Origin of the sequence: Silvimonas iriomotensis, from assembly GCF_014645535.1 — a bacterium.
GTDB lineage: Bacteria > Pseudomonadota > Gammaproteobacteria > Burkholderiales > Chitinibacteraceae > Silvimonas > Silvimonas iriomotensis.
Map to the genome: position 1 here is coordinate 179,718 of NZ_BMLX01000004.1, position 25,226 is coordinate 204,943.

Consider the following 25,226-nt stretch of genomic DNA (forward strand, 5'->3'; position numbering starts at 1 on the left):
GGTGGAGTGTTGTGTCGCGAGCATTGACTGCCGCTGCGGCATTTTTAGCACTGGATTACATACAGACCCGTGCTGCTTCATATTAAGGTAAATTCCGTCGCGAAGTCCAAGCCGTGAGGTGACGGGCCTTGCGCAACTTTTAACGGCATTGTGTTATGACGAGCGAATGACAATTTATGTTCCGTCTGCCTTTCATTGTCTGGTTGGATCATGCCTGAATTACCCGAAGTCGAAACGACGCGTCGCGGCATTGCCGATATCCTCACCGGTAACACGGTAGCCCAGGTCACCGTGCGTGATCCGCGCCTGCGCTGGCCGGTGCCCGATACCCTGCACACCCTGCTGCAGGGGCAGCGCATTGTCTCGGTCGAGCGGCGTGCCAAATATCTGCTGATCGGCTTTGCCCACGGCACGCTGATTGTCCACCTTGGCATGAGCGGCACCTTGCGGGTGGTGACGGCTGCGCGTCCGGTTGAAAAACACGATCATATTGATCTGATGCTCGAAGACGGCCGCATCCTGCGTTACCGCGATCCGCGCCGCTTTGGCTGCATGCTCTGGCATGAGGCCGCACCGGCCACGCACCCCTTGCTGGCAGCGCTGGGACCGGAGCCTTTGTCTGACGCCTTTGACGCCAGCTATCTGCAGCAACAGCTCGCCCGTCGGCAGGCCGCGATCAAGCTTGTCATCATGGATCAACATGTCGTGGTTGGCGTGGGCAACATCTATGCATCCGAAGCGTTGTTCCGTGCGCGGATACACCCGGAACGGCCCGCGGCCACACTGAAGAAACGTGAAATTGACGCCCTGGTTGACGCAATCAAGGCCACTTTGTCGGACGCGATCCGCGCGGGGGGCACCACGCTGCGCGACTATGTCGATTCAAGCGGCAACACGGGTTATTTCCAGCTGCAGACCTACGCCTATGACCGGGCCGCAGAGCCGTGCCGGGTCTGCGCGAAGCCGATTGTGGAAATCCGCCAGGGTCAACGCGCAACATTCTTCTGCCCGAACTGCCAGAAATAATTGATTCCATTATCATTAGTGTCCGGAATGTGCGATAACGCCGTCCGAACACATGCAGGCGCCGCGCGCGCGGCCTGCGCTAAAGAGAGCCCGTACAGGGCGTGAGGACCGAGATGAGCACCGACTACCTCCATCGTGACGAGATAGCCGCCAACGATGTGGACAGCAACGACCGCCTTGCCGGCGACTTCCAGGCCTACAGCGCCTGGCGCGGCCAGTTGTCGCAACGCGTGGCGCAATTGTCGCGCTGGCTGTCCGAGCAAGACCTGGACGATGCCCAGACTCAGCTGCGCATCCAGACACTGCTGGAAAAACTCAAGGACGACAAACTCAATATCGCGTTTGTGGCCGAGTTCTCCCGCGGCAAGTCTGAACTGATCAATGCGATTTTCTTTGCGCACTATGGCAAACGCGTGCTGCCCTCGTCGGCTGGCCGCACCACCATGTGCCCGACGGAAATCCTGTTTGACCCGTCGCGCCCGCCGTCGATCCAGTTGCTGCCGATCGAAACCCGCGCACAGAACGTGACCACCAGCGAATACCGCCGCTACACCGAAGAGTGGGCCACGACCGAACTGGAAGTCGACAACGCTGATGCCATGCTGGCCGCGCTGGGCCAGGTGGGCCACACCAAGCGCGTATCGATTGAAGTCGCCAAGAGCTTTGGCCTGTTTGATGAAGATGATCCTGATCAGGTGATCATGGTCGGCGCCGATGGCACGGTGGAAATCCCGGCCTGGCGTCACGCCGTGATCAATTTCCCGCATCCGTTGCTGGAACAGGGCCTGGTCATTCTGGATACCCCGGGCCTGAACGCGATCGGTACCGAACCGGAACTGACGCTGAACCTGCTGCCCAACGCGCACGCCATTCTGTTTATCTTGTCTGCCGACACCGGCGTGACCAAGAGCGACATCGATGTGTGGCGCAACCACATTGGCAAGGCGCAAGCCGGCTCGCGCGGGCGCCTGGTGGTGCTCAACAAGATTGACGGCCTGTGGGATGAACTGAAGACCCCGGCACAGATCGAAGCCGAGATCGATCGCCAGGTGGTGACCACGGCCAGTCTGCTGGGCGTGAACCCCAACCACGTGTTCCCGGTATCGGCGCAAAAAGCGCTGGTCGCCAAGGTGCAGCACGATGAAGCCTTGCTGCAACGCGCGCACTTGATGGATCTGGAAGCCGCGCTGTCTGGCGAATTGTTGCCGGCCAAGCAGGATATCGTGCGCGACAGCACGATCACCGAAGTCGAAGACATTGTGCTGGCCACCCGCAATCTGCTGGGGACGCGTCGCACCAGTCTGCTGGAACAACTGGACGAACTGGCCCGCTTGCGTGGCAAGAACCAGGACGTGGTCATGCAGATGATGGACAAGGTCCAGACCGACAAGCGTCATTTCGAGCAAGGTCTGGTGCGCTTCCAGGCGCTGCGCAGCATTTTCAGCCAGCAGACCAACCAGTTGCTGACGCTGCTGGGCATGGATTCGCTCAAGGCCGAGATCGCCCGTATCCGCGACGAAATGGAACGCAGCTGGTTCTCGTTTGGCGAAGGCGGCCTGCGCGCCACCATGGAGCGCTTCTTCAAGGACACCAACGCCAATATCGCCAGCTCTGCCGAACAGGTGGCAGAAATCCAGGCCATGATGGCGGCCATGTACAAGAAGTTCAGCGAAGAACACGGCCTGGGTCAGGTGACACCGCCGCCGTTCTCCACGCTCAAGTACCACAAGGAAATCGCCCGCCTGGAGAAATCCTTCCGCGAGCACTTCAATACCGTGGGCCGTTTGCTGACCACCAGCCAGAGCCGCATTACCCGCAAGTTCTTCGAAACCGTCGCCAGCCGTGTGGTGTACGTGTTTGAAGTGGCCAACCGCGACGTGGAAAACTGGCTCAAGGCCGTGATGGCACCGATGGAAACCCAGGTGCGCGAACACCAGCTGCAACTGCGTCGCCGTCTGGAAAGCATCAAGCGCATCCACAAGGCCACCGATACGCTGGAAGGCCGTATTGAAGAACTGGAAGACATGGATCGCCAGCTCACCAGCCAGATGGACGACCTGGATCAGTGTCACCGCCAGGTGCTGGCTGCGCTCAACAGCGAGATCTCGCGCCTGGCCGCGTAATCTGGCCTGGTTTGAGTCTTTTGCAAAAAACGCCCGCCTTGAACGCGGGCGTTTTTTTCTAGCCTGATTTGAGCGTGACGCGCGATTCGTTTACGCTTGCCCGACAACATAACGGAGCAACCGCCATGGCCCACCAAGACATCCTGCTGGAAATCTGCGCGGGCTCTGTGACTTCTTGCCTGGCCGCCCAGGAAGGTGGCGCCAGCCGCGTGGAATTCTGCGACAACCTGCTCGAAGGGGGCACCACGCCTTCTCATGGCGCCATTGCCGCGGCGCGTGACCGGCTGTGGATTACCCTCAATGTCATCATCCGCCCGCGCGGCGGCGACTTTCTGTATTCGGATGTCGAGTTCGAAGTAATGCAGCGCGATATCCTGGCCTGCAAGAAACTGGGCGTGGATGGCGTGGTGATCGGCCTGTTGACGGCCGATGGCGATATTGACGTGCCGCGCACCAAGCAACTGGTCGAACTGGCCATGCCCATGCAGGTGACATTCCACCGCGCATTTGATGTGGCGCGTGATCCGGTACAGGCACTGAAAGCGGTGATCAGCACGGGTTGTAACCGCTTGCTGACCTCTGGCCAGGCGCCGACCGCACCGGAAGGCGCCGAACTGATCCGCCAGTTGCGTGAACAGGCCGGCAACAAGCTGGTGGTCATGCCAGGCGCCGGCGTGCGGGTGAACAATATTGCAGAACTGGTGCGTGCCACCGGCTGCCGCGAGTTCCATACCTCTGGCCGGGCGCCGTTTCCCAGCGGCATGAACTACCGCAACGAACGCGTGAAAATGGGCGCGCCCGGGCAGGATGAATACGCCATTGTCGAAACCTCTGCGCCGCTGGTGCAAGAGATTCTGGCCAATGCGCGCAGTGCACTGGGCTAACGCGCCAGCGCCAGAAACAGCAAACCCGCCAGGATGGCGGGTTTTTTATTGCCTGACAGGGCACGGCCCGTTGTCAGATCACACGGACACGATCACGCACAACGGGATAATTCTGAAATGGTTGACACCATTACCAATTGTTTCTCCTGCAAAACACGTCCTCACATACAAGCGGCGCGCGCAGTGTAATTCTGTGATCGTGGACGGGCCACTCAACAAACCCGGCCCGAGCCCGACGACAAGTTTGACCCTTAGGAGAAACACCCATGAAAGCCCTGATCGCACTCGCTACTGCTGCTGGCCTGCTGTTTGGTACCCCGGTTTTTGCCGCTGACGCCAGCGCCCCGGCGAAAGCTGCAACGGCTACTCATCACAAGAGCACGAAGCACCACGCCAAGAAGGCCACTGCTTCGAGCACCGAACAAAAAGCGCAAGCCAAGAAACACAAAAAGGCTTCCGCTGCTTCGACCGTAGCCCAGAAGGCTCAGGCCAAGAAGCACAAGGCATCCGCCGCTTCGGCCGCACAAAAGGCCCAGGCCAAGAAGCACAAGAAGGCATCCGCTGCTTCGACCGCACAAAAGGCCCAGGCCAAGAAGCACAAGAAGGCATCCGCAGCTTCGACCGCTCAAAAGGCACAAGCCAAGAAGCACAAGAAGGCATCCGCAGCTTCGACCGCTCAAAAGGCACAAGCCAAGAAGCACAAGAAGGCATCCGCCGCTTCGACCGCACAAAAGGCCCAAGCCAAGAAGCACAAGAAGGCATCCGCTGCTTCGACCGCTCAGAAGGCCCAGGCCAAGAAGCACAAGAAGGCATCCGCTGCTTCGACCGCTCAGAAGGCCCAAGCCAAGAAGCACAAGAAGGCATCCGCTGCTTCCGCTGCACAAAAGGCACAAGCCAAAAAGCATCACAGCAAGAAGCACGCTGCCAAGAAGGCCTGATTTTTCACAAGGCCAAGGCACCCGCCAACCCCCTCACATGAGGGGGTTTTTTTTATTGGGCGTTCACAACGGCGTGTTCATGAACACGGACTGCACGGTGAGGCCGTGTTTTTCATAAAAGCGGATGGCGCTTTCGTTGAAGCTGAAAACCTGCAGGTACAGCGTGACTGCGCCTTGTGCTTTCGCCCACGCGCGTGCTGCCCCCAATAATTGTTCGCCAACGCCCTGACGGCGGTGGCTGGCGGCGACTACGATGGTCCCGATACGCGCTTCGCGACGGGCGCGAATAAACGGCGGGACCGGAGGTTCGGTCACCTTGGCAGAAATAAAGCCACAAACCTGATCGCCGTGCTGCGCCACCAGCACCACGCTGTCTGATGCGCTCATCGCGCTATGCCACCAGGCCTGGGTCGCTTCATCGCCAGGCTGGCTGAGTACAAACACATCTGGCGCACCGGCGTGATGCTCATGGTTGATTTCATCTGAAAGCCGGCAGAGGGCGGGAAGGTCTTGCGTGAGGGCGGCGCGGATCACTACTGGGGTCATGGGCAGGCAAGGCAAAGACAAAAGCGCAGACCTTATCACGCGTGCACCGCCCATAAAAAAACCGGCCTCGAAAGGCCGGTTTTTTGTTGCAAGCGCGTATGCGACTGCTTAGTAGCGGTAGTGCGCCGGCTTGTACGGGCCGTTTTTCGGCACGCCAATGTAAGCGGCTTGTTCGTCCGACAGTTCGGTCAGGTTGGCGCCGATCTTGGCCAGATGCAGGCGGGCAACCTTCTCGTCCAGATGCTTGGGCAGCACGTACACGCCGACCGGATACTGGGCCTGCTTGGTGAAGAGTTCGATCTGTGCCAGCACCTGGTTGGCAAACGAGTTGGACATCACGAACGACGGGTGGCCAGTGGCGCAACCCAGGTTCACCAGACGACCTTCGGCCAGCAAGATGATGCGCTTGCCGTCCGGGAAAATGATGTGATCGACTTGCGGCTTGATGTTTTCCCACTGGTACTGACGCAGCGAGGCGACTTCGATTTCGCTGTCAAAGTGACCGATGTTGCAAACGATGGCGTTGTTGCGCATGGCTTTCAGGTGATCGTGCGCAATCACGCCGACGTTGCCGGTGGTGGTCACGAAGATATCGGCCTGGCCGGCGACGTCATCCATACGCACGACGCGGTAGCCTTCCATGGCGGCTTGCAGGGCGCAGATCGGGTCGATTTCAGTGACCCACACGGTGGCGCCCAGGCCACGCAGCGATTGCGCGCAACCCTTGCCCACATCGCCATAACCCAGCACCACAGCCACTTTACCGGCGATCATCACGTCGGTAGCGCGCTTGATACCGTCAACCAGCGATTCACGGCAGCCGTACAGATTGTCGAACTTGGACTTGGTTACCGAGTCGTTCACGTTGATCGCCGGGAAAGCCAGACGACCTTGTTCGTGCATCTGGTACAGACGATGCACACCGGTGGTGGTTTCTTCGGTCACGCCCTTGATGTGGGCCAGACGCGTGGAGTACCAGCTGCCGTCTTTGGCGATCTGCGCCTTGATGGCGGCGTACAGCACGGTTTCTTCTTCGTTGGTCGGGTTGCCCACAAGGCTGATGTCTTTCTCGGCGCGCGCGCCCAGATGCAGCAGCAAGGTGGCGTCGCCGCCGTCATCCAGAATCATGTTGGCGAACTCGCCGTTCGGCCATTCGAAGATCTGGTGGGTGAACTGCCAGTATTCTTCCAGCGACTCGCCTTTGAACGCGAACACCGGCGTGCCCTTGCCCTCGAAACCGTTGGCGGCGATACCGGCAGCGGCGTGGTCTTGCGTCGAGAAGATATTGCATGACGCCCAGCGCACATCGGCACCCAGTTCTTGCAGGGTTTCGATCAGCACGGCGGTCTGGATGGTCATGTGCAGCGAACCGGCAATGCGCGCGCCCTTGAGCGGCTGGTTGGCACGGCCTTCTTCGCGCACGGCCATCAGACCCGGCATTTCGGTTTCGGCAATGCGGATTTCCTTGCGGCCCCAGTCGGCCAGCGAGAGATCAGCAACTTTGAAATCGGTGAAATTTTCAGCCACAGCGATACGTCCTTTACGTGTGGCCGGAAGAGGGGCGGGGTGATTCATCACCTGAAAACCTGCGCGCATGATGATCGATCATTGGCAGGTTAAGCCCGTGTCCGGCACGGTTGATCAGGTGAGCGCCGTTGAGACTCCGGGCCTGGGATTGTGGTGATGCAACCTCGCAGCGCTCCCCGGAAGTGGGCGGATTATAGCCAAAACCAGGCGCGAATGCGTGATGTATAAGCCGGGTGGCAGAGCCACCCGGCCTTGCTGGTTACTCAGGAAGCGCTGAAGTTGGTGATCTTGAGCGAGCTATTGCTGTAACCGTTACGCGTGGCAGTGAGTACGTAAACGCCATATTGACGCAGGTAAGCCAGTTCGGAAACGTCGGTGGCAATGTCCTGACCATTGGGGTAGTACCCGCACGAGACCTTGATTGCCTGGCCCTTCAACGCAGGAGACAGCGTACTGGCTTCAAAGTCTGTACCCGTGGCTTTGCAAATGGATTTGGACTGGATGAAGTTCACGATCTGCGGTTCATTCCCGGTCGTGACATCAATGACATATTCGCCACCCGGTTGCGGATTGGCCAGACCACCGTCAATTTTGGTGATGTGTTTGACCTCACGAATCAAGGACGCGTTGGCTCGTTCCAGTACCACTTCTTGCCAGCGAGCCTGCACTACGTTCAGGTAAGTGAGCACATAACGTTGCATGTATTCGACGTCATTGCGCGAGAACCGGGCAACCACTCGCCACATCCCGTTCTCATCGTGTGTCAGGTACTGAGTGAAGTGATAAGGCTTGTCGGCGGTATCAGTACCGTGCGAGATGCCGTCAAAGCCAATCTCGATGTGGTTATACGCTGTGGCCGGGGCCGGCAGTGCTTTCAGACTGGCCGCGATCCCGGACCCAACGGTTGAAGTGTTGAAATGGTCTTTCGAATAGCCGTCACGATTGGCCTGCACGTCTTTGACGTTGGCAGTGGCACAGCCCGTCAGGGCAATGACCGTCAACAGACCAGTGGCCACGCTTTTTGGATACAAACGCATAAATATCACCTACCCCTTTCAAACATTGGATTGATTATTTTTTTAAATCCGGACGAGCCCGGATATTTCCTGGATACATAAAGAAACGTGGGGAATTTTCTTAAGGCGACAGGCTGTTGTCAAAAATAATCAAATCCATGTTGATTTTGAGGCTCAACCCCCATTGCGTCTCAATGAGCAAGAACTGGTGAGGGGTTTTCCGCGGTGTGGCTGTCTAGTGGCAGTTGCACGAACGGCAGTTGCCAACTCCCCACCCCATCCGCATAATCGCGCCGTCATGCAGGAGAGCGTCTTACCCGCAACGGGAAGACCGCCGAAGGCGCAAGCGCACCCGCAATCGCTCAGGCAAAAGGACTGCGTGACCTTTGAGTACAGAGCACGGTTCCAACCCGGGGCTCGAGTACGAAAAACTCTGGAGAGCTGTGCCGCACAAGGCACACACCGAAGGGGCTAAGGGCTGCGTCGCACAACGACGCCAGCCTGAAAATCTCAGGTGCCGGGACAGAGGGGTGTGGTACCCGCAAGTACGCCGTACTTGTAATCCACGCACCTGGAAATGCCCGATGACGCACGCCCTCAAGCAAACACCGCTGTACCAGTCCCACGTCGATGCCGGCGCGAAAATGGTTGATTTCGCTGGCTGGTCCATGCCGATCCATTACGGCTCCCAACTCAAGGAACACGAAGCCGTACGCGCCGATGCCGGGGTGTTTGATGTCTCGCACATGGTCGTGCTCGATATCGCGGGTGGCGATGCCAAGGCCTGGTTGCAGCACATTCTGGCCAACGACGTCGCCAGGCTGGGGTTTGTCGGCAAGGCGCTGTACTCGGGCATGCTGACGGAACAGGGCACGGTCATCGACGATCTGATCGTCTATCTGTCTGAAACCGGCTATCGCATGGTGGTCAACGCCGGCACGCGTGAGAAAGATCTGGCCTGGCTGACCCGGACCAGTGCCGGTCGTGATGTGCAACTCAATGTGCGCGACGATCTGGCCATGCTGGCCATTCAAGGCCCTAATGCCATCGAGAAAGTCTGCGCCATCATGCCGCAATGGGCCGAGGCGATTCGTGCTCTCAAGGTGTTCCAGGGTTTGCCCATGGGTTCGCAAACCGGTGGCGAGTGGTTTGTGGCCCGCACCGGCTATACCGGCGAAGACGGCCTTGAAATCATGCTGCCCGCCACGGATGCACCGGTGTTCTTTGCTGAACTGATCAAAGGCGGCGTCGCCCCGATCGGCCTTGGCGCGCGCGATACCTTGCGGCTGGAAGCCGGCATGAATCTGTACGGCCACGATATGGATGAAACCATCAGCCCGCTGCAGGCCGGCATGGGCTGGACCATTGCCTGGCAGCCGGCAGAACGTGATTTCATCGGCCGGGCTGCGCTGGAAGCCGAGAAAAACGCAGGCGTTGCCATGAAGCAAGTTGGCCTTGTGCTGACCGACCGCGGCGTATTGCGCGAAGGCATGCGCGTGGTCACCCCGCATGGTGATGGCGTGATTACCAGCGGCACGTTTTCCCCCACGCTCAAGCATTCCATTGCCATTGCCCGCGTACCGGCAAGCACTGACAGCTCCGCAGAGGTCGATCTGCGTGGCACACTCACGCCTGTGCGCGTGGTCAAGCTGCCCTTTGTGCGCAACGGCAAGCGGCAATACGAGTAAAGATTTAAACACTGCTGGCGGCGGGCAAAGCCCGCCTTTATGCCGGCAAAAGCGGTGCATCGCCGCTTCGTTTTATTGAATTGCACCCTCCCCACGCCCGCCCGCCGGCGGGAGTGCCTCGCCACTGGCGAGTGGGGGCTCCATTTACCGAACTTTGAGAGAGAGAACCAACATGCTGGATATCCCTGCAGAACTGAAATACGCCGCCAGCCACGAGTGGATGCGTCTGGAAGCCGACGGCACCGTGACCGTAGGCATTACCCATCACGCGCAAGAGTTGCTGGGCGACCTGGTGTTTGTAGAGCTGCCCAAGGTGGGCGCAACGCTGGCCAAGGATGAACAAGCTGGCGTGGTGGAGTCGGTCAAGGCGGCGTCTGATGTATACGCCCCGATCGCCGGCGAAATCGTCGCCATCAACACCGAGCTGGAAAGCGCGCCGGAAATCGCCAATACCGAGCCGTACGCCGATGGCTGGTTCTTCCGCCTGAAGCCGGCCAACGTGGCTGATCTGGATTCGATGCTCAGCGCTGAAGACTACGCCCGCGAACTGGGCGCGTAATCCGGGCTGCTGTGTGATCGCAGATTGAACTACCGGCGGTGTTCAATCTGCGAACGCGCGCTACGCCCTTGAAATCGGTGGATACGTGGTGGACTGGTCCTGATCCGCCGCGGATATCACCGGCAGTACCGCTTGCACTTGCCCGACTCACAGCTTGACTGAAAATGGCCGCTCACCCTGACGCACTGTTGCCGCAGTGCCTTGCGGTGAGCGGCGATGGAACGCACGATGACGCTCTCTGAACTGTTTCACCACGGCGATTTTATCGATCGCCATATCGGCATTGATACCACCGATGCCGCCGCCATGCTGGCAACGCTCGGCCTGAAATCAAAGGCTGAACTGGTCGACCAGACCGTGCCTGCCGGTATCCGCTTCAACCAGAAGCTGGCGCTGCCCGATGCCCTCTCTGAAACCGAGGCGCTGATCCGCCTGAAAGAGATTGCCGGCAAGAACCGCGTCAACAAATCGTATATTGGCCTGGGTTACTTCCCCACACGGCTGCCCAATGTCATTTTGCGCAACGTGCTGGAGAACCCCGGCTGGTACACCGCGTATACGCCATATCAGGCCGAGATCGCGCAAGGGCGCCTTGAAGCGCTGCTGAACTACCAGCAAGTCATTATCGACCTCACCGGTCTGGAACTGGCTAACGCCTCTTTGCTGGATGAGGCCACTGCCGCTGCCGAAGCCATGGCCATGGCGCGCCGTGTGTCCAAAGCCGCGTCGAACCGCTTCTTTGTCGATGAACGCGTCCTGCCGCAAACGCTGGATGTGCTGAAAACCCGCGCGACGTATTTCGGTTTTGAGCTGGTCAGCGGCCACCCGGAAGCGGCCGGTGCCGATGACTACTTCGGCGCGCTGTTCCAGTATCCGGGCGAGAACGGTCAGCTGATCGACCTGACCCCGCATATCGCCGCAGCCAAGGCCAAGGGCGCGGTGGCGATTGTTGCCGCCGACATGATGGCGATGGTGGCGCTGAAATCGCCGGCCGAAATGGGCGCCGATGTCGCCGTCGGCAACACGCAACGCTTTGGCGTGCCGATGGGCTTTGGTGGCCCGCACGCCGCGTATTTTGCGTTCAAGGATGAGATGAAGCGCTCGGCACCGGGCCGCATCATCGGCGTGTCGGTGGATGCTGCCGGCAAGCCGGCGCTGCGCATGGCGCTGCAAACGCGCGAACAACATATCCGCCGCGAAAAGGCGAACTCCAACATTTGTACATCGCAGGTGCTGCTGGCCAATATCGCCGGCATGTACGCCGTGTACCACGGCCCGGTGGGCGTGAAGCGCATCGCGGCGCGCATTCACCGGATCGCCGCCCTGTTTGCGGCCGGGGTGAAGCAGACTGGTGGCAAGCTGGTGTTCGAGTCCTTCTACGATACCGTGCAGGTCGATCTGGGCAGCAAGGCCGATGCCGTGTACGAAGCCGCGCTGGGTGCCGGCATCAACCTGCGCCGCGTGGGCAATGGCGTGCTGGGCGTGGCCTTCCACGAAAAAGCCACCGAGCGTGACCTGGAAACGCTGCTGGGCCTGTTCACCGGCAAGGTGTTTGATGTGGCCGAACTGGATGCCGCGGTGAAGGAAGACTTCATTCCCGCCGGTCTGGCACGGCAGTCGGCCATCCTGACCCACCCGGTGTTCAACACCCACCATAGCGAGCACGAGATGCTGCGCTATCTGAAAAAACTGGAAAACAAAGACCTGGCGCTGAATCACTCGATGATTTCGCTGGGCTCTTGCACCATGAAGCTCAACGCCACCAGTGAGATGATCCCCATCACCTGGCCGGAGTTTGCCGAGCTGCACCCGTTTGCTCCGGTCGATCAAACCCGTGGTTATCTGGAAATGATTGACGGCCTTGCTGAACAACTCAAAGCCATCACCGGTTTTGATGCGATCAGCATGCAGCCGAATTCCGGCGCGCAGGGCGAATACGCCGGCCTTTTGGCGATCAGCCGCTATCACGAAAGCCGTGGCGACATGCAACGCAAGGTGTGCCTGATCCCGCGTTCCGCCCACGGTACCAACCCCGCCACCGCGCAGATGATGGGCATGGAAGTGGTGGTGGTCGATTGCGACGAGCAAGGCAATATCGACGTCGCTGACCTGAAGAAAAAGACCGAAGAGCACGCCGCCGATCTGGCCGCACTGATGCTGACCTACCCGTCGACCCACGGGGTGTTTGAAGAAGCGGTGAAGGAAGTGTGCGATCTGGTGCACGCCCACGGCGGCCAGGTATACATGGATGGCGCCAACCTCAACGCCCAGGTTGGCCTGTGCCGCCCGGCCGATATCGGCGCTGATGTTTCGCACATGAACCTGCACAAGACTTTCTGCATTCCGCACGGTGGCGGCGGCCCCGGCATGGGCCCGATCGGCCTGAAAGCGCATCTGGCCCCGTTCATGGCCAGCCACGTCGTTATGCCGGTTCCTGGCGCACAAGCCGGCCAGAGCGCCGTCAGCGCTGCGCCGTTTGGCAGTGCCAGCATCCTGCCGATTTCCTGGATGTACGTGACCATGATGGGCGCCGATGGCCTGCGCCAGGCGACCGAAGCGGCCCTCTTGAACGCCAACTACATCGCCACCCGCCTGGCGGGTCACTACCCGGTGCTGTACACCGGTAGCCATGGCCGTGTGGCACACGAGTGCATTATCGACCTGCGCCCGCTCAAGGCTGCCAGCGGCGTGACGGAAGTGGACATCGCCAAGCGCCTGATGGACTACGGCTTCCACGCCCCGACCATGAGTTTCCCGGTGGCCGGTACGTTGATGATCGAGCCGACCGAGTCTGAATCCAAAGCCGAACTCGACCGCTTTATCGACGCCATGATCGCCATCCGTGCCGAGGCCGACAAAGTGCAGAACGGTGTCTGGCCGAAGGAAGACAACCCGCTGCGCAATGCCCCGCACACGCAAGCCGACGTGACCGGCGAATGGGCCCACCCGTACAGCCGCCAGGAAGCCGTGTTCCCGCTGGCCTACGTGGCAGAGAACAAGTTCTGGCCGACGGTGAAGCGCATCGACGACGTATTTGGCGACCGCAACCTGGTGTGCAGCTGCCCGAGTACGGATAACTACGGTTGAGTTGACGGTAGTGATGCAACAAAAAGGCCACCGCTACGGTGGCCTTTTTTTATGGCGTCAGGAGGGCTTAATAGTGATCGCGACACTGGGCAATCAATAGCGTATCGCCATCCGCCGCGTAAACCAGCCGATGGCGATCATCAATCCGCCGTGACCAGAATCCGGATAGCTGATGTTTGAGCTGTTCAGGTTTGCCGATGCCGGCAAAGGGCTCCCTGCTGGTGGCCACAATAAACTGGTTGATACGCTTGAGTATCGCCCGGTCTGTCGCCTGCCAGTGCAGGTAGTCTTCCCATGCGGATTCATCAAACTTGATCTGCATCGCCCAGCAACTCGCGCACTTCACCCTGACCTGCCCGCAAACGCTCGACCGAATTCATCAGCCGTTTGGCGTTTTTGGGATTGCGCAGCAGATAAGCGGTTTCCTCCAGCGCCTGATAGTCGTCCAGCGACATGATCACAACGGGCTTGCCGCGCTGGGTGGTGACCACAACCGGGCTGCGGTCGTCGTTCACTTTACGCATGACTTCGGCCAGGTTCTGGCGAGTGTAGGTGTAGGTCAGGGCATCCATCGCGCATTCTCCGTACAGAACATCGTACATTCTATAACCCTTCTGAAAGCATGGATAGTGCTTTGCCGATCGGTGAGATCTGGATATCAGCAGAGTGCGTCAGCCCAGGTCATGACGCAGAGCAACCCGGCTGCCGGAGATCGTTTGCTTTAGCGCAGACTGAGAAAATTCAAAAGCAACAAGCAGATATCCGGGCAGCGCCGGCCGCGCAAGAATCTCCTCACCCATCCTGAGGAGCCCACCATGGCCTACCGCATCACCGGCGTTGATCCCGCCCCGTTCATGCATCTGTATGGTTTGTCTGATGCCGCGTTGAAAGAACACAAAGCCTTGCGCCGTATTGCCACCGGGCCATCCGGTTTTCCAGAGCGCACGCAAATGCGTGATGCGGTGGTGGGGGAGCCTTTGCTGCTGGTGAACTTTCAACATCAGCCGGCCAACAGCCCGTATCAGTCCAGCCACGCAATCTTCATTCTGGAAGGCGCAGAAACGACGGTGTCAGTGCACAACCAGGTGCCGGAGTACCTGAGCAAGCGGCTGATTTCGTTGCGGGCGTTTGATGGCGATGATCTGATCGCGGCGGCGGACATTGCATCCGGCCATGATCTGACGGTGCTGATCGAACGCTATCTGGCCATGCCCAATGTGCGTTATCTGCATGCGCATTTCGCCAGATATGGCTGCTTTGCGGCGCGGGTGGAGCGGGCATGAAAAAGGCCACCGGGAGGTGGCCTTTTTTTTGAAAACCGCAGGGTGGATTGCCGCTTTGGTCCGGATCCGCCCTGCAAGATGATTTTCCTAGATACCGCCGCCCGAACTCCATTCGGTGCTCGCCGTCGGTGCGCGGTGTTCCGGGATATACACGCGCGCTTCACGCGGTTGCAGGTAGACCGATTCACCCACTTGCCATGCGCCTGCCTGTTGCTGTTCGCGGGTCAGTTCCACCTCAACCGCATCCTGGTCGGCCACGTCCAGCTCCAGTCGCACGGTCGCGCCCAGCAGGCGGATGTGCTGGATGGTGCCTTGCAGCGCGCCGGGGCCAGCTTCGCGGACGAGGTCGATCTCGTGCGGGCGCACATACACCACGGCTTTGTCGCCTGTGCTTTCCGGCGCGGCAAAGCGCGTATCGCCCACTTGTGCCCAGCCTTCATGCACCCGGGAATGGAACAGGTTCACGTCGCCCAGGAACTGGTACACAAACGGCGTGGCCGGTTTGTCGTAGACCTCGGTTGGCGAGCCCAGTTGTTCGATCTTGCCCTTGTTCATGACCACTACGCGGTCGGCCACTTCCAGCGCTTCTTCCTGGTCGTGCGTCACAAACACGCTGGTGATGTGCATTTCGTCGTGCAGGCGGCGCAACCAGCGGCGCAGTTCTTTACGCACCTTGGTATCGAGCGCGCCAAAGGGTTCATCCAGCAGCAGCACTTTGGGCTCAACCGCCAGCGCACGCGCCAGGGCAATACGCTGGCGCTGGCCGCCGGACAGTTGTGCCGGGTAGCGGTCTGCCAGCCAGTCCAGCTGCACCAGGTTCAGGAGTTCATGCACCTTCTTCTTGATCTCTTCGTCGGACGGACGCTGGTTGCGCGGACGTACACGCAGGCCGAAAGCGACGTTCTCGAACACGGTCATGTGGCGGAACAGCGCGTAATGCTGGAACACGAAACCCACATTGCGTTCGCGCACGTGTTTTTCTGTGGTGTCTTCGCCATGAAACAGGATCTGGCCCTCATCCGGCGTTTCCAGACCGGCAATGATGCGCAACAGCGTGGTCTTGCCGCAGCCGGACGGGCCCAGCAAGGCCAGCAGTTCACCGGTTTTGACTTCCAGGTTGATGTTGTCCAGCGCCGTGAAGTTGCCAAAGCGCTTGGCGATATTACGAATCTCGATACTCATGGTGTGTTACCTGTGAGGTGTGAGGGAAGAGGAGTGAGGTGGGAACCCAGCCCCTCAGCCGTCTACCGCATTGGCACGATCACGTGCCGCAAGTTGTTCTGTCCGCCATTCCACCCAGCTTTTCACCGCCAGGGTCACAAGGGCCAGCAAGGCCAGAATGGAAGCGCAGGCAAAGGCGCCGACAAAGTTGTACTCGTTGTACAGAATCTCGACATGCAGCGGGATGGTGTTGGTCTCGCCGCGGATATGGCCCGACACCACCGACACCGCGCCGAACTCGCCCATGGCACGCGCGTTGGCCAGGATCACGCCGTACAGCAGACCCCATTTGATATTGGGCAGCGTTACGCGCCAGAACGTTTGCCAGCCCGACGCGCCCAGGCTCAGCGCGGCCTGTTCTTCTTCCGAACCTTGCGCTTCCATCAGCGGGATGAGTTCACGCGCCACAAACGGGAAGGTGACAAACACCGTCGCCAGCACAATACCCGGCACGGCAAACACCACCTTGAGGTTATGGTCAGACAACCACGGCCCCAGCCAGCCTTGCGCGCCAAACATCAGCATGTAGATCAGACCGGCCACCACGGGCGAGACCGAGAACGGCAGGTCAATCAGCGTGACGAGAACGCTCTTGCCCTTGAAGTCGAACTTGGCAATCGCCCAGGCCGCGGCTACGCCAAAGGTCAGGTTCAGTGGCACGGAAATCGCGGCGGCGATCAGGGTCAGCTTGATGGCCGACCAGGCATCCGGCTCTTTGAGCGCTTCAAAGTACAGATCAAAGCCCTTGCGCAGCGCTTCGGTAAACACCGACACCAGTGGCAGCGCCAGGAACAGCGCAATGAACAACAAGGCCAGCGTGGTCAGCAACCAGCGCACGGGTTTTGATTCAGTGGTGACGACAGAACGGGGACTTTGCGCCATGGCTTATTTCCTCCGCCCGAGTCGTTTGGCGGCCCACCATTGCAGGCCGTTGATGACCAGCAACAAGGCAAACGACACCGCCAGCATCACCACGGCAATCGCCGTTGCGCCCACGTAATCGTATTGTTCCAGTTTGGAGATGATCATCAGCGGGGTGATCTCGGATACAAACGGCATATTGCCGGCAATAAAGATCACCGAGCCGTACTCGCCAATGGCGCGGGCAAACGCCAGCGCAAAACCGGTCAGCAGCGCGGGCAGCAATGTCGGCAGGATGACCTTGCCAAACACCTGCCAGCGTGTGGCACCCAGGCTGGCAGCGGCTTCTTCCAGTTCTTTTTCCAGGTCTTCCAGCACTGGCTGCACCGTGCGCACCACAAACGGCAGCGTCACAAAGGTCAGCGCGATCACCACGCCGATGCGGGTGAAGGCAATCTTGATATCAAACGGCGCAAACAACTGGCCCACCCAGCCGTTCGGGGCGTAGATGGTCGCCAGAGAGATACCGGCCACGGCGGTGGGCAGCGCAAACGGCAAGTCGACCATGGCATCGATAAAGCGTTTGCCAAAGAACTGGTAACGCACCAGCACCCAGGCAATCAGCAAACCGCCAAACAGGTTCAGCAAGGCCGCAATCAGCGACGCGCCAAAAGTCAGCTGGTACGACGCCACCACGCGCGGGTCGGAAATGGTGTGCCAGAACTGCGCCACCGGCATTTGCGTGCTTTTTAAAATCAGCGCTGCCAGCGGGATCAGTACGATCACCGATAAGTAGAGCAGCGTGTAGCCCAGCGCCAGGTTAAAGCCCGGCAGCACGCTGTGTTGTTTGAAAGCCATGGTGTTCCTGTGAGGGGAGAGCAGTGAGGGTGAGGTGTAAACACAACCCGGCCACTTCTTCCATGTAGGGTGGATTCGCGGAGCAATCCACCCTGGCGATGGTGGATTGCCGCTAACGCGCCGAATCCACCCAACGATCTGCAACGATCTGGTGAAACTGGCGTTCAGTAGAGGGGTTGTTCCCCCTCACACCTCACGCCTTGCGCCTTACCGCTTGGCCACCGATGCGGCGATCTTGTCGTACACACCGCCATCGGCAAAGTACTTGGCCTGGGCCGCTTGCCAGCCGCCGAAGTCGTTGATGCCAAACAGTTTGACGTTGGGGAACTGGCTGGCGTGCTTGGCAAACACGGCCTTGTCACGCGGGCGCAGATAGTTTTGCGCGGCAATGTCTTGCGCTTCCGGGCTCCACAGCCAGCTCAGATATTCCTGCGCGGCTTTACGCGTGCCCTTCTTGTCGACCACCTTGTCCACCAGCGCCACCGGCGGTTCGGCTTCGATCGACACCGACGGGTACACCACATCAAAGTTACCGCGGCCAAACTCGCGGGCGATCATTTCGGCCTCGTTCTCGAACGTCACCAGCACGTCGCCAATCCCGCGCTGCATGAAGGTGGTGGTGGCGCCACGGCCACCGGCTTCCAGCACCGGCACGTTTTTCAGGATGGACGCTTCAAAATCAGCGGCCTTTTGCTCGTTACCACCCGGCTGGCGCAGCGCATAACCCCACGCCGCCAGGAAGGTATAACGGCCGTTACCCGAGGTCTTGGGGTTGGGGAAAATCACCTGCACGCCCGGACGGGCCAGATCGTTCCAGTCCTTGATGCCCTTGGGGTTGCCCTTCTTGACGATCAGCACCTGCAACGACGTAAACGGCGCGGAATTATCCGGCAGGCGCTTGGCCCAGTCTGGCGGCAACAGCTTGGCCTTGTCGGCAATCGCATCGATATCGTTATGCTGGTTCATGGTCACCACATCGGCTTCCAGACCGTCGATCACCGAACGCGCCTGCTTGCTGGAAGCGCCATGCGACATCTGGATGGTGGCCTTTTCCTTGAACTTGTCCTGATAGTGCTTCTGGAACGCCGGGTTGTAATCCTTGTAGAAGTCACGCATCACGTCATAAGAGACATTAAGCAAAGTGACATCGGCAAAGGCCGGTACGGCAACGGCCACAGCAACGGCGGCAACGATCAGGCGGGTGACAAGGCGGGACATGAAAAACCTCTGGGTATGATATTTGAGAAGAATTCTCGCTGATTCTTATATTCCCACAAAGGCTGATTTGCTACTTGTATATATCTGGTTGCGTAAAAGCCAACAGTGGCGCGGGTCCGGCGGTTTTTCAGGCGGTCTGGCGCCAAAACAAACAGGGCGCAAAATGCGCCCTGTTTGTGTGCTCAAGCCGGATTATCGAATTACAGCGTGGCAATCGACACCTCGGTCGACTTCACGAAAGCGATCACTTCGCTACCTGGCTTCAGGCCCAGTTCCTTGACGGAGCGGGTGGTGATCACGCTGGTGACGATGCCGGACGGGGTGGTGACGTCGACTTCAGACAGCACCGGGCCTTCGATGATTTCCTTGATGGTGCCGCGGAACTGGTTACGAACGTTGATCTGTTGAATGGCCATGATGTAGTTCTCCAATGAAATGATGTATGCCGGTGGGCCGGGGTGTTCCGGGTGTTGACAAACTCAGCGTATCAGCACCTTTTTATACATCAAAGTAATTTGATATTTATTTTATATTCTTTTTGGAAATTAAAGAGCCCACCGTAATGCAGCCGGAACGATTGGTTCTTTAGGCGTGTCGGGTGGCGTACCGGTATCGGGCAGGGCGAGCACGCGGTTCAGAATGCGTTCTTCCAGCGCGGCAAAAGCGGCTGTGCCACGGGCGCGCGGGCGCGGCAGATCGACCGCCTGATCAAGGCCGATGCGGCCCTCTTCAATCAGGATGACCCGGTCAGCCAGAGACACTGCCTCTTGCACGTCATGCGTGACCAGCAACACGGTAAAGCCGTGGTGCTGCCACAAACGCTCGATCAATTGATGCATCTCGATCCGCGTCAGGGCATCGAGCGCACCCAGCGGTTCATCCAGCAACAACAGCCGTGGGCGATGAATAAGCGCGCGGGCCAGCGCCACACGCTGGCGCTGGCCGCCGGAGAGCTGCGCCGGCCATTTGTGGGCGTGTTCAGCCAGGCCGACTTCGGCCAGCGCGGCTGCGGCGTGTTCGTGCCAGTCACCGCTCAGGCCCAGCCCCACGTTCTGCAGGACGGTTTTCCAGGGCAACAGACGCGCGTCCTGGAACATCAGCCGGGTCTCGTTTCTGGCGGTGATATGCGGTTTGCCATCGGCCTCGATCAACCCGGCGCTGGCCTGATCCAGCCCCGCCACAAGGCGCAACAAGGTGGATTTGCCGCAACCAGAGCGCCCGACCAGCGCGACGAACTCGCCAGCGCGCAAGGTCAGGTCCAGTTCATGCAAAACCACTTTGCGATCAAACTGTTTGCCGACGCCGGTGAGTTGCAGCGCGACGCCATTCACAGAAAAAGGGGCATTCATCAGTGTGCTCCGATCCATTTATTGATACGCCGGATGCCAGCGCAGCCAGCGGCGTTCCAGCACACGGGCCGCCGCATCGCTGGCCTTGCCCAGCAGGGCATACAGCAAGATCGACAGCACCACGACATCCGTCTGCAAAAACTCGCGCGCGTTGGTGGCCAGATACCCGATGCCGGAACTGGCCGAGATCGTCTCTGCCACGATCAGCAAGATCCACGCAAAACCCAGCGCAAAGCGCACGCCCACCAGAATCGACGGCAGTGCGCCGGGCAGGATCACATCGCGAAACAGCGGCCAGCCTTTCAGGCCGTAGCTGCGCGCCATTTCCACAAGGCCGTTATCGACCGAACGGATGCCGTGGTAGGTGTTGATGTACACCGGAAACAAGGTGCCAAAGGCCACGAGGAAGAGCTTGGCGGTTTCGTCGATGCCAAACCACAGAATGACCAGCGGGATCAGCGCCAGCGGCGGGATGGTGCGGATCATCTGCACGGTGCTGTCCAGCAGCAACTCGCCCCGTTTTGACAGACCGGTGATCAGCCCCAGCGCCAGGCCAATGCCGCCGCCCACCGCAAAACCGATCATGGCGCGGATGAAGCTGATTTTCAGATGCAGCCAGAGTTGACCCGAGAGCGCCAGATCCTTGCCAGCCTTAAGCACGGCCAGCGGCGAGGGCATGACGCGGTTGTCGATCTCGCCGGCGCTGGCTGCCAGCTGCCAGGCGACGATGATGAGGACCGGGACGAGCCAGGGGAGGAGGGTTTTGGCCAGGCCGTGATGGGCTGGATGGGCTGACATGGGGTGGTGCTCCGGTATGGTTTGTTTTTAGCGCCTGACGGCGCAGGGGTTTTACATGTCGGGGGTTGCCCGACAGCAAGTGGCTTTCTTATTGGGGCGTTAGCGATAATCTGCCTTGGCTGTCTTTAAAACCTTGAACTGCTGTTAGCGCCTTGCGGCGCGGTGTTTTGGGTGTCGGGGGTTGCCCGACAGCAAGTGCCTTTCTTTTGGGTCGCCAAAAGAAAGGCACCAAAGAAAAGGCGACCCCTGCGACTGCGCCCACTACGTGGGTTCCCTGTGCTTCTCGCAAGGCGCGGCTGGCTCCAGGGAACTCGGGCTAAAGCCCTCAAACACCCTTACGCCGAAACCCCGCACCTTGCTGCGATGCTCGGCGCAGTCAAGGGGAGGTAGGTCAAAAGCAACCCCAACCCCAACCCCAACCCCAACCCCGAAAATCAACGACAACGGCAACGGCAACGGCAACGGCAACCAAAACCAGGTCATCTGTGTGCAGGTTTTGTAGGGTGGATTCGGAGCGAAGCGACAATCCACCATCGCAACGGTGGATGGCTTCGCGAATCCACCCTACGCCACGGCCGGCAAGAATGATTGGCTTGCCCTACCACTTCGTCACTCCGGACCTCGGCGGCCACCTTGAGCCGGAATCCAGCTGCGATGCATGCAAGTGCCACAGGATCAGCACAAGACGGCAGCGGTAGGCCACCGAAAGCAGCCTGTCGGGCTGCGGACTGGATTCCGGCCAAGGGGGCCGCCGAGGTCCGGAATGACGAGTCAGTGGGGTGCGTGTTGGATTTACCATTTCCACTGCCACTGCCACTGCCACTGCCACTGCCACTGCCGTGGTTAGGGTTTCACCGTTGCCGTTGCCGTTGCCGCTGCTGTTGGTGTTGGTTTGGGGTTGCAGTTGTCTTTGATTTTCCTCCCCCATTAAAGCCAAGCGCCGATGGAGCGGAGGGAGACCCCAGGCTCCCGACCGACTGAGGGAAGCCCGGAGGGCCGCCAGGCTGGGGTCGCCTTTCTTTGCCTACTTTCTTTGGGGCCGCCGAGGTGGCGAAGCAAAGAAAGTAGGGTGGGCCCGGCACCCCGGGTATCAAAACGCCTTTAAGCCCGCACCGAAGGTGCTAAGCCCTCAGCGCACCTGGCAAACCACATCAGCTGGCAGCTGCTGCCCTCACCGCCGGCGGCAAATCATTCCCCACAATCTCCCCAAACGGCCCCGTCAAATTCGCCTTCGCCGGCGCACGGGTCTGCTCAGACAAAGGCAACAAGGGGAACACCAGTTCGGCAAACCGGTAAGCCTCTTCCAGGTGCGGATAGCCGCTGAAAATAAAGCTTTCGATCCCCAGATCTGCGTATTCCTTGATCCGTGCCGCCACTTCTTCCGGGCTACCGACCAGTGCAGTACCGGCGCCGCCGCGCACGAGGCCTACGCCTGCCCACAGGTTGGGCGAGACTTCCAGCTTGTCGCGGCGGCCGCCGTGCAGTGCGGCCATGCGTTGCTGGCCAACGGAATCGAAGCGGCTGAATGCTTTTTGTGCGGCGGCAATGGTGTCGTCGGTGACGTGGCTGATCAGTTCGTCTGCGGCGGCCCAGGCGGCCTCGGCGGTTTCGCGCACGATGACGTGCAAGCGGATGCCGAACTTGACCTTGCGGCCCAGTTTTTCGGCTTTTTCGCGCACGACGGTGATTTTCTCGGCCACGGCGGCGGGTGGTTCGCCCCAGGTCAGGTAGACATCGACTTGCTCGGCGGCCAGGTCAACGGCCGCATCGGACGAGCCGCCAAAGTACAGCGGTGGGTAGGGCGTTTGCACTGGCGGGTACAGCGTTTTGGCGCCTTTGACTTTCAGGTGCTTGCCTTCAAAATCCACCGATTCGCCTTCCAGCACACCGCGCCAGATTTTCAGGAACTCGTCGGTGACTTCATAGCGCTCGTTGTGATCCAGCCAGATGCCATCGCCGGCTTGTTCGTCCGGATCGCCACCGGTGACCACGTTGATCAGCACGCGGCCGTTGGAGATTCGGTCCAGCGTGGCAGCCATGCGGGCCGAGACGGTGGGCGAGACGATGCCGGGGCGGATGGCGACGAGGTAGCGCAGGCGTTCGGTCAGCGGTGCCAGGCTGCTGGCCACTACCCAGGCGTCTTCGCAAGAACGGCCGGTCGGGATCAGTACGCCGTAGTAACCCAGTTCATCGGCGGCCTGGGCAATCTGTTTAAGGTAATGGTGGTTGACGCTGCGGGCGCCGTGGCCGGTGCCCAGATAGCGGCCGTCGCCGTGGGTGGGCAGAAACCAGAAAACGTTCAGACTCATGATGTATTCCTTGTGGGTATCCGGGGCGGGGCTTAGTGGCGCACCACGATGTCGGCCACGGTGACGGGGTGGGGAATCAGCCCTTCGCTGGCAAAGCGGTCGGCCAGTTTTTGTTGTTCGGCAATGGTTTTGTCGTCCAGCCAGCGCACGCGGTAATCCGGGTGGCGCGCGAGGACCTGTTCAAAGGTGGCTTGATCCAGCCCGACATAGGCCGACAACAAGCGTGCGGCGTCGGCGTTGTGCTGTTCGATGTATTCGCTGTTGCGGGTTAGCGCCTCAAACACGGTGTCGAGCAGGGCTTTGTTCTTTTGCGCAAAGTCGCGGCTGGCCAGGTAAAAGGTCTGGTTGCTGGTCAGGCCTTCACCGCTGGCCAGTACGCGCACTGCGCCGGTTTTTTCGGCGGCGGCAAAGTACGGGTCCCAGATCGCCCAGGCGTCGACCGCGCCGCGTTCAAACGCCGCGCGGGCATCGGCCGGGGCCAGATAAGCGGGCTGGATGTCATCCCATTTCAGGCCCGCTTTATCCAGCGCCCGCAAGACCAGCGCATGAGAGCTGGAACCCTTTTGCAGGGCGATGCGCCGGCCTTTGAGGTCTGCCAGTTGTTTGATGCCCGATGCCTTGAGCACAAGAATCGCCGCGGCCTGGGGCTTGGCGGGCTCGTAACCCACGTACACCAGCTTGCTGCCGCTGGCTTGCGAGAACAGCGGCGGGGTGTCGCCGGTCATGCCAAAGTCCACCGAGCCGGCGTTGAGCGCTTCAAGCAGTTGCGGGCCGGCGGGGAACTCCACCCACTTCACGGTCAGGCCCGGTTTTTGTTCCAGCACGCCACGGCTTTTGAGCACGATCAGGTTGAATGAGCTTTTCTGGTAGCCAATGCGCAACTCCTGCGCCCAGGCCGGCAAAGTGGCGACGAGGGCGAGGGTTGCAATGGCCAGCCAGCGGCCCGGTTTGGTCAGTCGCATCATCGTCGGCACTTACTTGATCAACGCGTCTTGTACTTTCACGGCCACCGGGATCAAACCCAGATCGTGGAAAGTGTCAGCGATTTTCTGCTGCTGGCCTGCCACTTGCGGCGTGATTGGCTGCAGACCCATGGTGTTGCGCGGCAGCGTGGCGTTGACCACGTCCAGCGGCAGACCAATCTGTTGCGACAGTTCTTTGGCGGCCTCAGCGTTATTGGCATTGGCCCATTGATCGGTGGCTTGCAGTTCACCCAGCAGCGTTTTGGCGACGGCAGGCTGAGTGGTGATGAACTTGCGGGCGGCCAGGATGAACTGATAGTTGTTCACCAGACCCTTGCCATCACGCAGGGTGCGTACCGGCAACTGGGCTTCGGCGGCGGCCAGGTAGGGGTCCCAGATTACCCAGGCATCGACTGCGCCTTTGGCAAAGGCGGCGCGGGCATCGGCCGGCGGCAGGTACACGGTCTGGATATCCGACGGCTTGAGGCCAGCCTCTTCCAGCGCGCGCACCAACAGGTAATGTACGTTGGAGCCCTTGTTCAGCGCCACTTTCTTGCCCTTCAGGTCTTTCACCGATTTGATCGGTGAATCCTTGGCCACAAGGATGGCTTCAGCCGACGGGGCCGGCGGTTCAAATGCCACGTACACCAGTTGCGCGCCGGCAGCCTGGGCAAACACCGGCGGGGCCTCGCCCGTCAGGCCGAAATCCACCGCGCCGACGTTCAGCGCTTCAAGCAGTTGCGGGCCGCCGGGGAACTCGGTCCAGGTTACTTTCCAGCCCTGGCTTTCCAGTTTTTTCTCCAGCGTGCCGCGCGCTTTCAAGAGCGTGAAGACGCCGTATTTCTGATAGCCAATGCGCAAGGTCTGGTCGGCGGCTTGTGCCGGGGTGGTCAGCGCCAGGCCCAGTACCAGCGGGGCGAGGGCGGCAAAAAGTTTGCGTAGCATGGATGTCTCCGGAGCGGTCAATGTATTG

23 protein-coding genes and 3 riboswitches are annotated in these 25,226 nt (G+C 60.0%); of the genes, 8 read left to right on the plus strand and 15 right to left on the minus strand.

What is annotated here, in order from left to right; translation table 11 throughout:
• Positions 1–210 precede the first annotated feature (210 nt).
• The 4 genes from mutM (at position 211) to IEX57_RS21200 (ending at position 4,971) form a co-directional block, all read left to right on the plus strand.
• Positions 211–1,026, plus strand: a complete 816-nt coding sequence (gene mutM / locus IEX57_RS15355; protein WP_188705231.1) for a bifunctional DNA-formamidopyrimidine glycosylase/DNA-(apurinic or apyrimidinic site) lyase — start codon at positions 211–213, stop codon at positions 1,024–1,026.
• Positions 1,027–1,139: 113 nt separating this feature from the next.
• A complete protein-coding gene (locus IEX57_RS15360; RefSeq protein ID WP_188705232.1) occupies positions 1,140–3,149 on the plus strand; it encodes a dynamin family protein in 2,010 nt (669 codons plus the stop codon).
• 125 nt (positions 3,150–3,274) lie between these two features.
• Positions 3,275–4,033: a copper homeostasis protein CutC gene (locus tag IEX57_RS15365; RefSeq protein WP_188705233.1), complete on the plus strand. Its 759-nt coding sequence runs from the start codon at positions 3,275–3,277 to the stop codon at positions 4,031–4,033.
• A gap of 266 nt (positions 4,034–4,299) precedes the next feature.
• Entirely contained in the window at positions 4,300–4,971 is a 672-nt protein-coding gene (locus tag IEX57_RS21200) for a hypothetical protein (RefSeq protein WP_229709050.1), read from the plus strand.
• 63 nt (positions 4,972–5,034) lie between these two features.
• On the opposite strand, the gene IEX57_RS15375 is transcribed toward IEX57_RS21200, so the two are convergent.
• The 3 genes from IEX57_RS15375 to IEX57_RS15385 all read right to left on the minus strand — a co-directional run bounded on the left by IEX57_RS15375 (position 5,035) and on the right by IEX57_RS15385 (position 8,081).
• On the minus strand, positions 5,035–5,517 hold the full coding sequence (locus IEX57_RS15375; protein WP_188705234.1) for a GNAT family N-acetyltransferase: 483 nt from the start codon (positions 5,515–5,517) through the stop codon (positions 5,035–5,037).
• A 108-nt stretch (positions 5,518–5,625) separates the two neighbouring features.
• On the minus strand, positions 5,626–7,092 hold the full coding sequence (ahcY, locus tag IEX57_RS15380; RefSeq protein WP_188705235.1) for an adenosylhomocysteinase: 1,467 nt from the start codon (positions 7,090–7,092) through the stop codon (positions 5,626–5,628).
• Positions 7,093–7,157: 65 nt separating this feature from the next.
• A riboswitch (S-adenosyl-L-homocysteine riboswitch) is annotated at positions 7,158–7,226 on the minus strand.
• Positions 7,227–7,307: 81 nt separating this feature from the next.
• On the minus strand, positions 7,308–8,081 hold the full coding sequence (locus IEX57_RS15385) for a hypothetical protein (RefSeq protein ID WP_188705236.1): 774 nt from the start codon (positions 8,079–8,081) through the stop codon (positions 7,308–7,310).
• A gap of 270 nt (positions 8,082–8,351) precedes the next feature.
• A riboswitch (glycine riboswitch) is annotated at positions 8,352–8,448 on the plus strand.
• 35 nt (positions 8,449–8,483) lie between these two features.
• Positions 8,484–8,596: riboswitch (glycine riboswitch) on the plus strand.
• 48 nt (positions 8,597–8,644) lie between these two features.
• Between IEX57_RS15385 and gcvT the strand changes: the two genes are divergently transcribed.
• The 3 genes from gcvT to gcvP all read left to right on the plus strand — a co-directional run bounded on the left by gcvT (position 8,645) and on the right by gcvP (position 13,394).
• Positions 8,645–9,748: a glycine cleavage system aminomethyltransferase GcvT gene (gene gcvT, locus IEX57_RS15390; RefSeq protein WP_188705237.1), complete on the plus strand. Its 1,104-nt coding sequence runs from the start codon at positions 8,645–8,647 to the stop codon at positions 9,746–9,748.
• A gap of 172 nt (positions 9,749–9,920) precedes the next feature.
• The gene (gcvH, locus tag IEX57_RS15395) at positions 9,921–10,307 is read left to right on the plus strand and encodes a glycine cleavage system protein GcvH (protein WP_188705238.1); all 387 of its coding nucleotides are present in this window, start codon (positions 9,921–9,923) and stop codon (positions 10,305–10,307) included.
• A gap of 228 nt (positions 10,308–10,535) precedes the next feature.
• Positions 10,536–13,394, plus strand: coding sequence for an aminomethyl-transferring glycine dehydrogenase (gcvP, locus tag IEX57_RS15400; protein WP_188705239.1), 2,859 nt, complete (start codon positions 10,536–10,538; stop codon positions 13,392–13,394).
• Positions 13,395–13,461: 67 nt separating this feature from the next.
• Here gcvP and IEX57_RS15405 read toward each other — a convergent pair whose 3' ends face one another.
• Entirely contained in the window at positions 13,462–13,716 is a 255-nt protein-coding gene (locus IEX57_RS15405) for a Txe/YoeB family addiction module toxin (RefSeq protein WP_188705240.1), read from the minus strand.
• Positions 13,700–13,966: a type II toxin-antitoxin system prevent-host-death family antitoxin gene (locus IEX57_RS15410; protein WP_188705241.1), complete on the minus strand. Its 267-nt coding sequence runs from the start codon at positions 13,964–13,966 to the stop codon at positions 13,700–13,702. The genes IEX57_RS15405 and IEX57_RS15410 overlap by 17 nt, the downstream gene beginning before the upstream one ends.
• 243 nt (positions 13,967–14,209) lie before the next feature.
• Between IEX57_RS15410 and IEX57_RS15415 the strand changes: the two genes are divergently transcribed.
• Entirely contained in the window at positions 14,210–14,677 is a 468-nt protein-coding gene (locus IEX57_RS15415; RefSeq protein ID WP_188705242.1) for a DUF1203 domain-containing protein, read from the plus strand.
• An 87-nt stretch (positions 14,678–14,764) separates the two neighbouring features.
• On the opposite strand, the gene IEX57_RS15420 is transcribed toward IEX57_RS15415, so the two are convergent.
• From IEX57_RS15420 to IEX57_RS15465, 10 genes are all read right to left on the minus strand, one after another.
• Positions 14,765–15,859, minus strand: coding sequence for a sulfate/molybdate ABC transporter ATP-binding protein (locus IEX57_RS15420; RefSeq protein WP_188705243.1), 1,095 nt, complete (start codon positions 15,857–15,859; stop codon positions 14,765–14,767).
• A gap of 54 nt (positions 15,860–15,913) precedes the next feature.
• Entirely contained in the window at positions 15,914–16,780 is an 867-nt protein-coding gene (gene cysW, locus IEX57_RS15425; protein ID WP_188705244.1) for a sulfate ABC transporter permease subunit CysW, read from the minus strand.
• Positions 16,781–16,783: 3 nt separating this feature from the next.
• Positions 16,784–17,617 (minus strand): sulfate ABC transporter permease subunit CysT, encoded by an 834-nt coding sequence (gene cysT / locus IEX57_RS15430; protein WP_188705245.1) that lies wholly within the window; start codon positions 17,615–17,617, stop codon positions 16,784–16,786.
• 207 nt (positions 17,618–17,824) lie between these two features.
• On the minus strand, positions 17,825–18,835 hold the full coding sequence (locus IEX57_RS15435) for a sulfate ABC transporter substrate-binding protein (RefSeq protein WP_188705246.1): 1,011 nt from the start codon (positions 18,833–18,835) through the stop codon (positions 17,825–17,827).
• Between the two features lie 200 nt (positions 18,836–19,035).
• Positions 19,036–19,251: a TOBE domain-containing protein gene (locus IEX57_RS15440; RefSeq protein WP_184101788.1), complete on the minus strand. Its 216-nt coding sequence runs from the start codon at positions 19,249–19,251 to the stop codon at positions 19,036–19,038.
• Positions 19,252–19,380: 129 nt separating this feature from the next.
• A complete protein-coding gene (locus IEX57_RS15445; protein ID WP_188705247.1) occupies positions 19,381–20,184 on the minus strand; it encodes an ATP-binding cassette domain-containing protein in 804 nt (267 codons plus the stop codon).
• 18 nt (positions 20,185–20,202) lie between these two features.
• Positions 20,203–20,982, minus strand: coding sequence for an aliphatic sulfonate ABC transporter permease SsuC (gene ssuC / locus IEX57_RS15450; RefSeq protein WP_188705248.1), 780 nt, complete (start codon positions 20,980–20,982; stop codon positions 20,203–20,205).
• Positions 20,983–22,133: 1,151 nt separating this feature from the next.
• Positions 22,134–23,291, minus strand: a complete 1,158-nt coding sequence (gene ssuD / locus IEX57_RS15455) for an FMNH2-dependent alkanesulfonate monooxygenase (protein WP_229709051.1) — start codon at positions 23,289–23,291, stop codon at positions 22,134–22,136.
• Positions 23,292–23,323: 32 nt separating this feature from the next.
• On the minus strand, positions 23,324–24,256 hold the full coding sequence (locus tag IEX57_RS15460; protein WP_229709052.1) for a sulfonate ABC transporter substrate-binding protein: 933 nt from the start codon (positions 24,254–24,256) through the stop codon (positions 23,324–23,326).
• A 9-nt stretch (positions 24,257–24,265) separates the two neighbouring features.
• Positions 24,266–25,198: a sulfonate ABC transporter substrate-binding protein gene (locus tag IEX57_RS15465; RefSeq protein WP_188705249.1), complete on the minus strand. Its 933-nt coding sequence runs from the start codon at positions 25,196–25,198 to the stop codon at positions 24,266–24,268.
• Positions 25,199–25,226 lie beyond the last annotated feature (28 nt).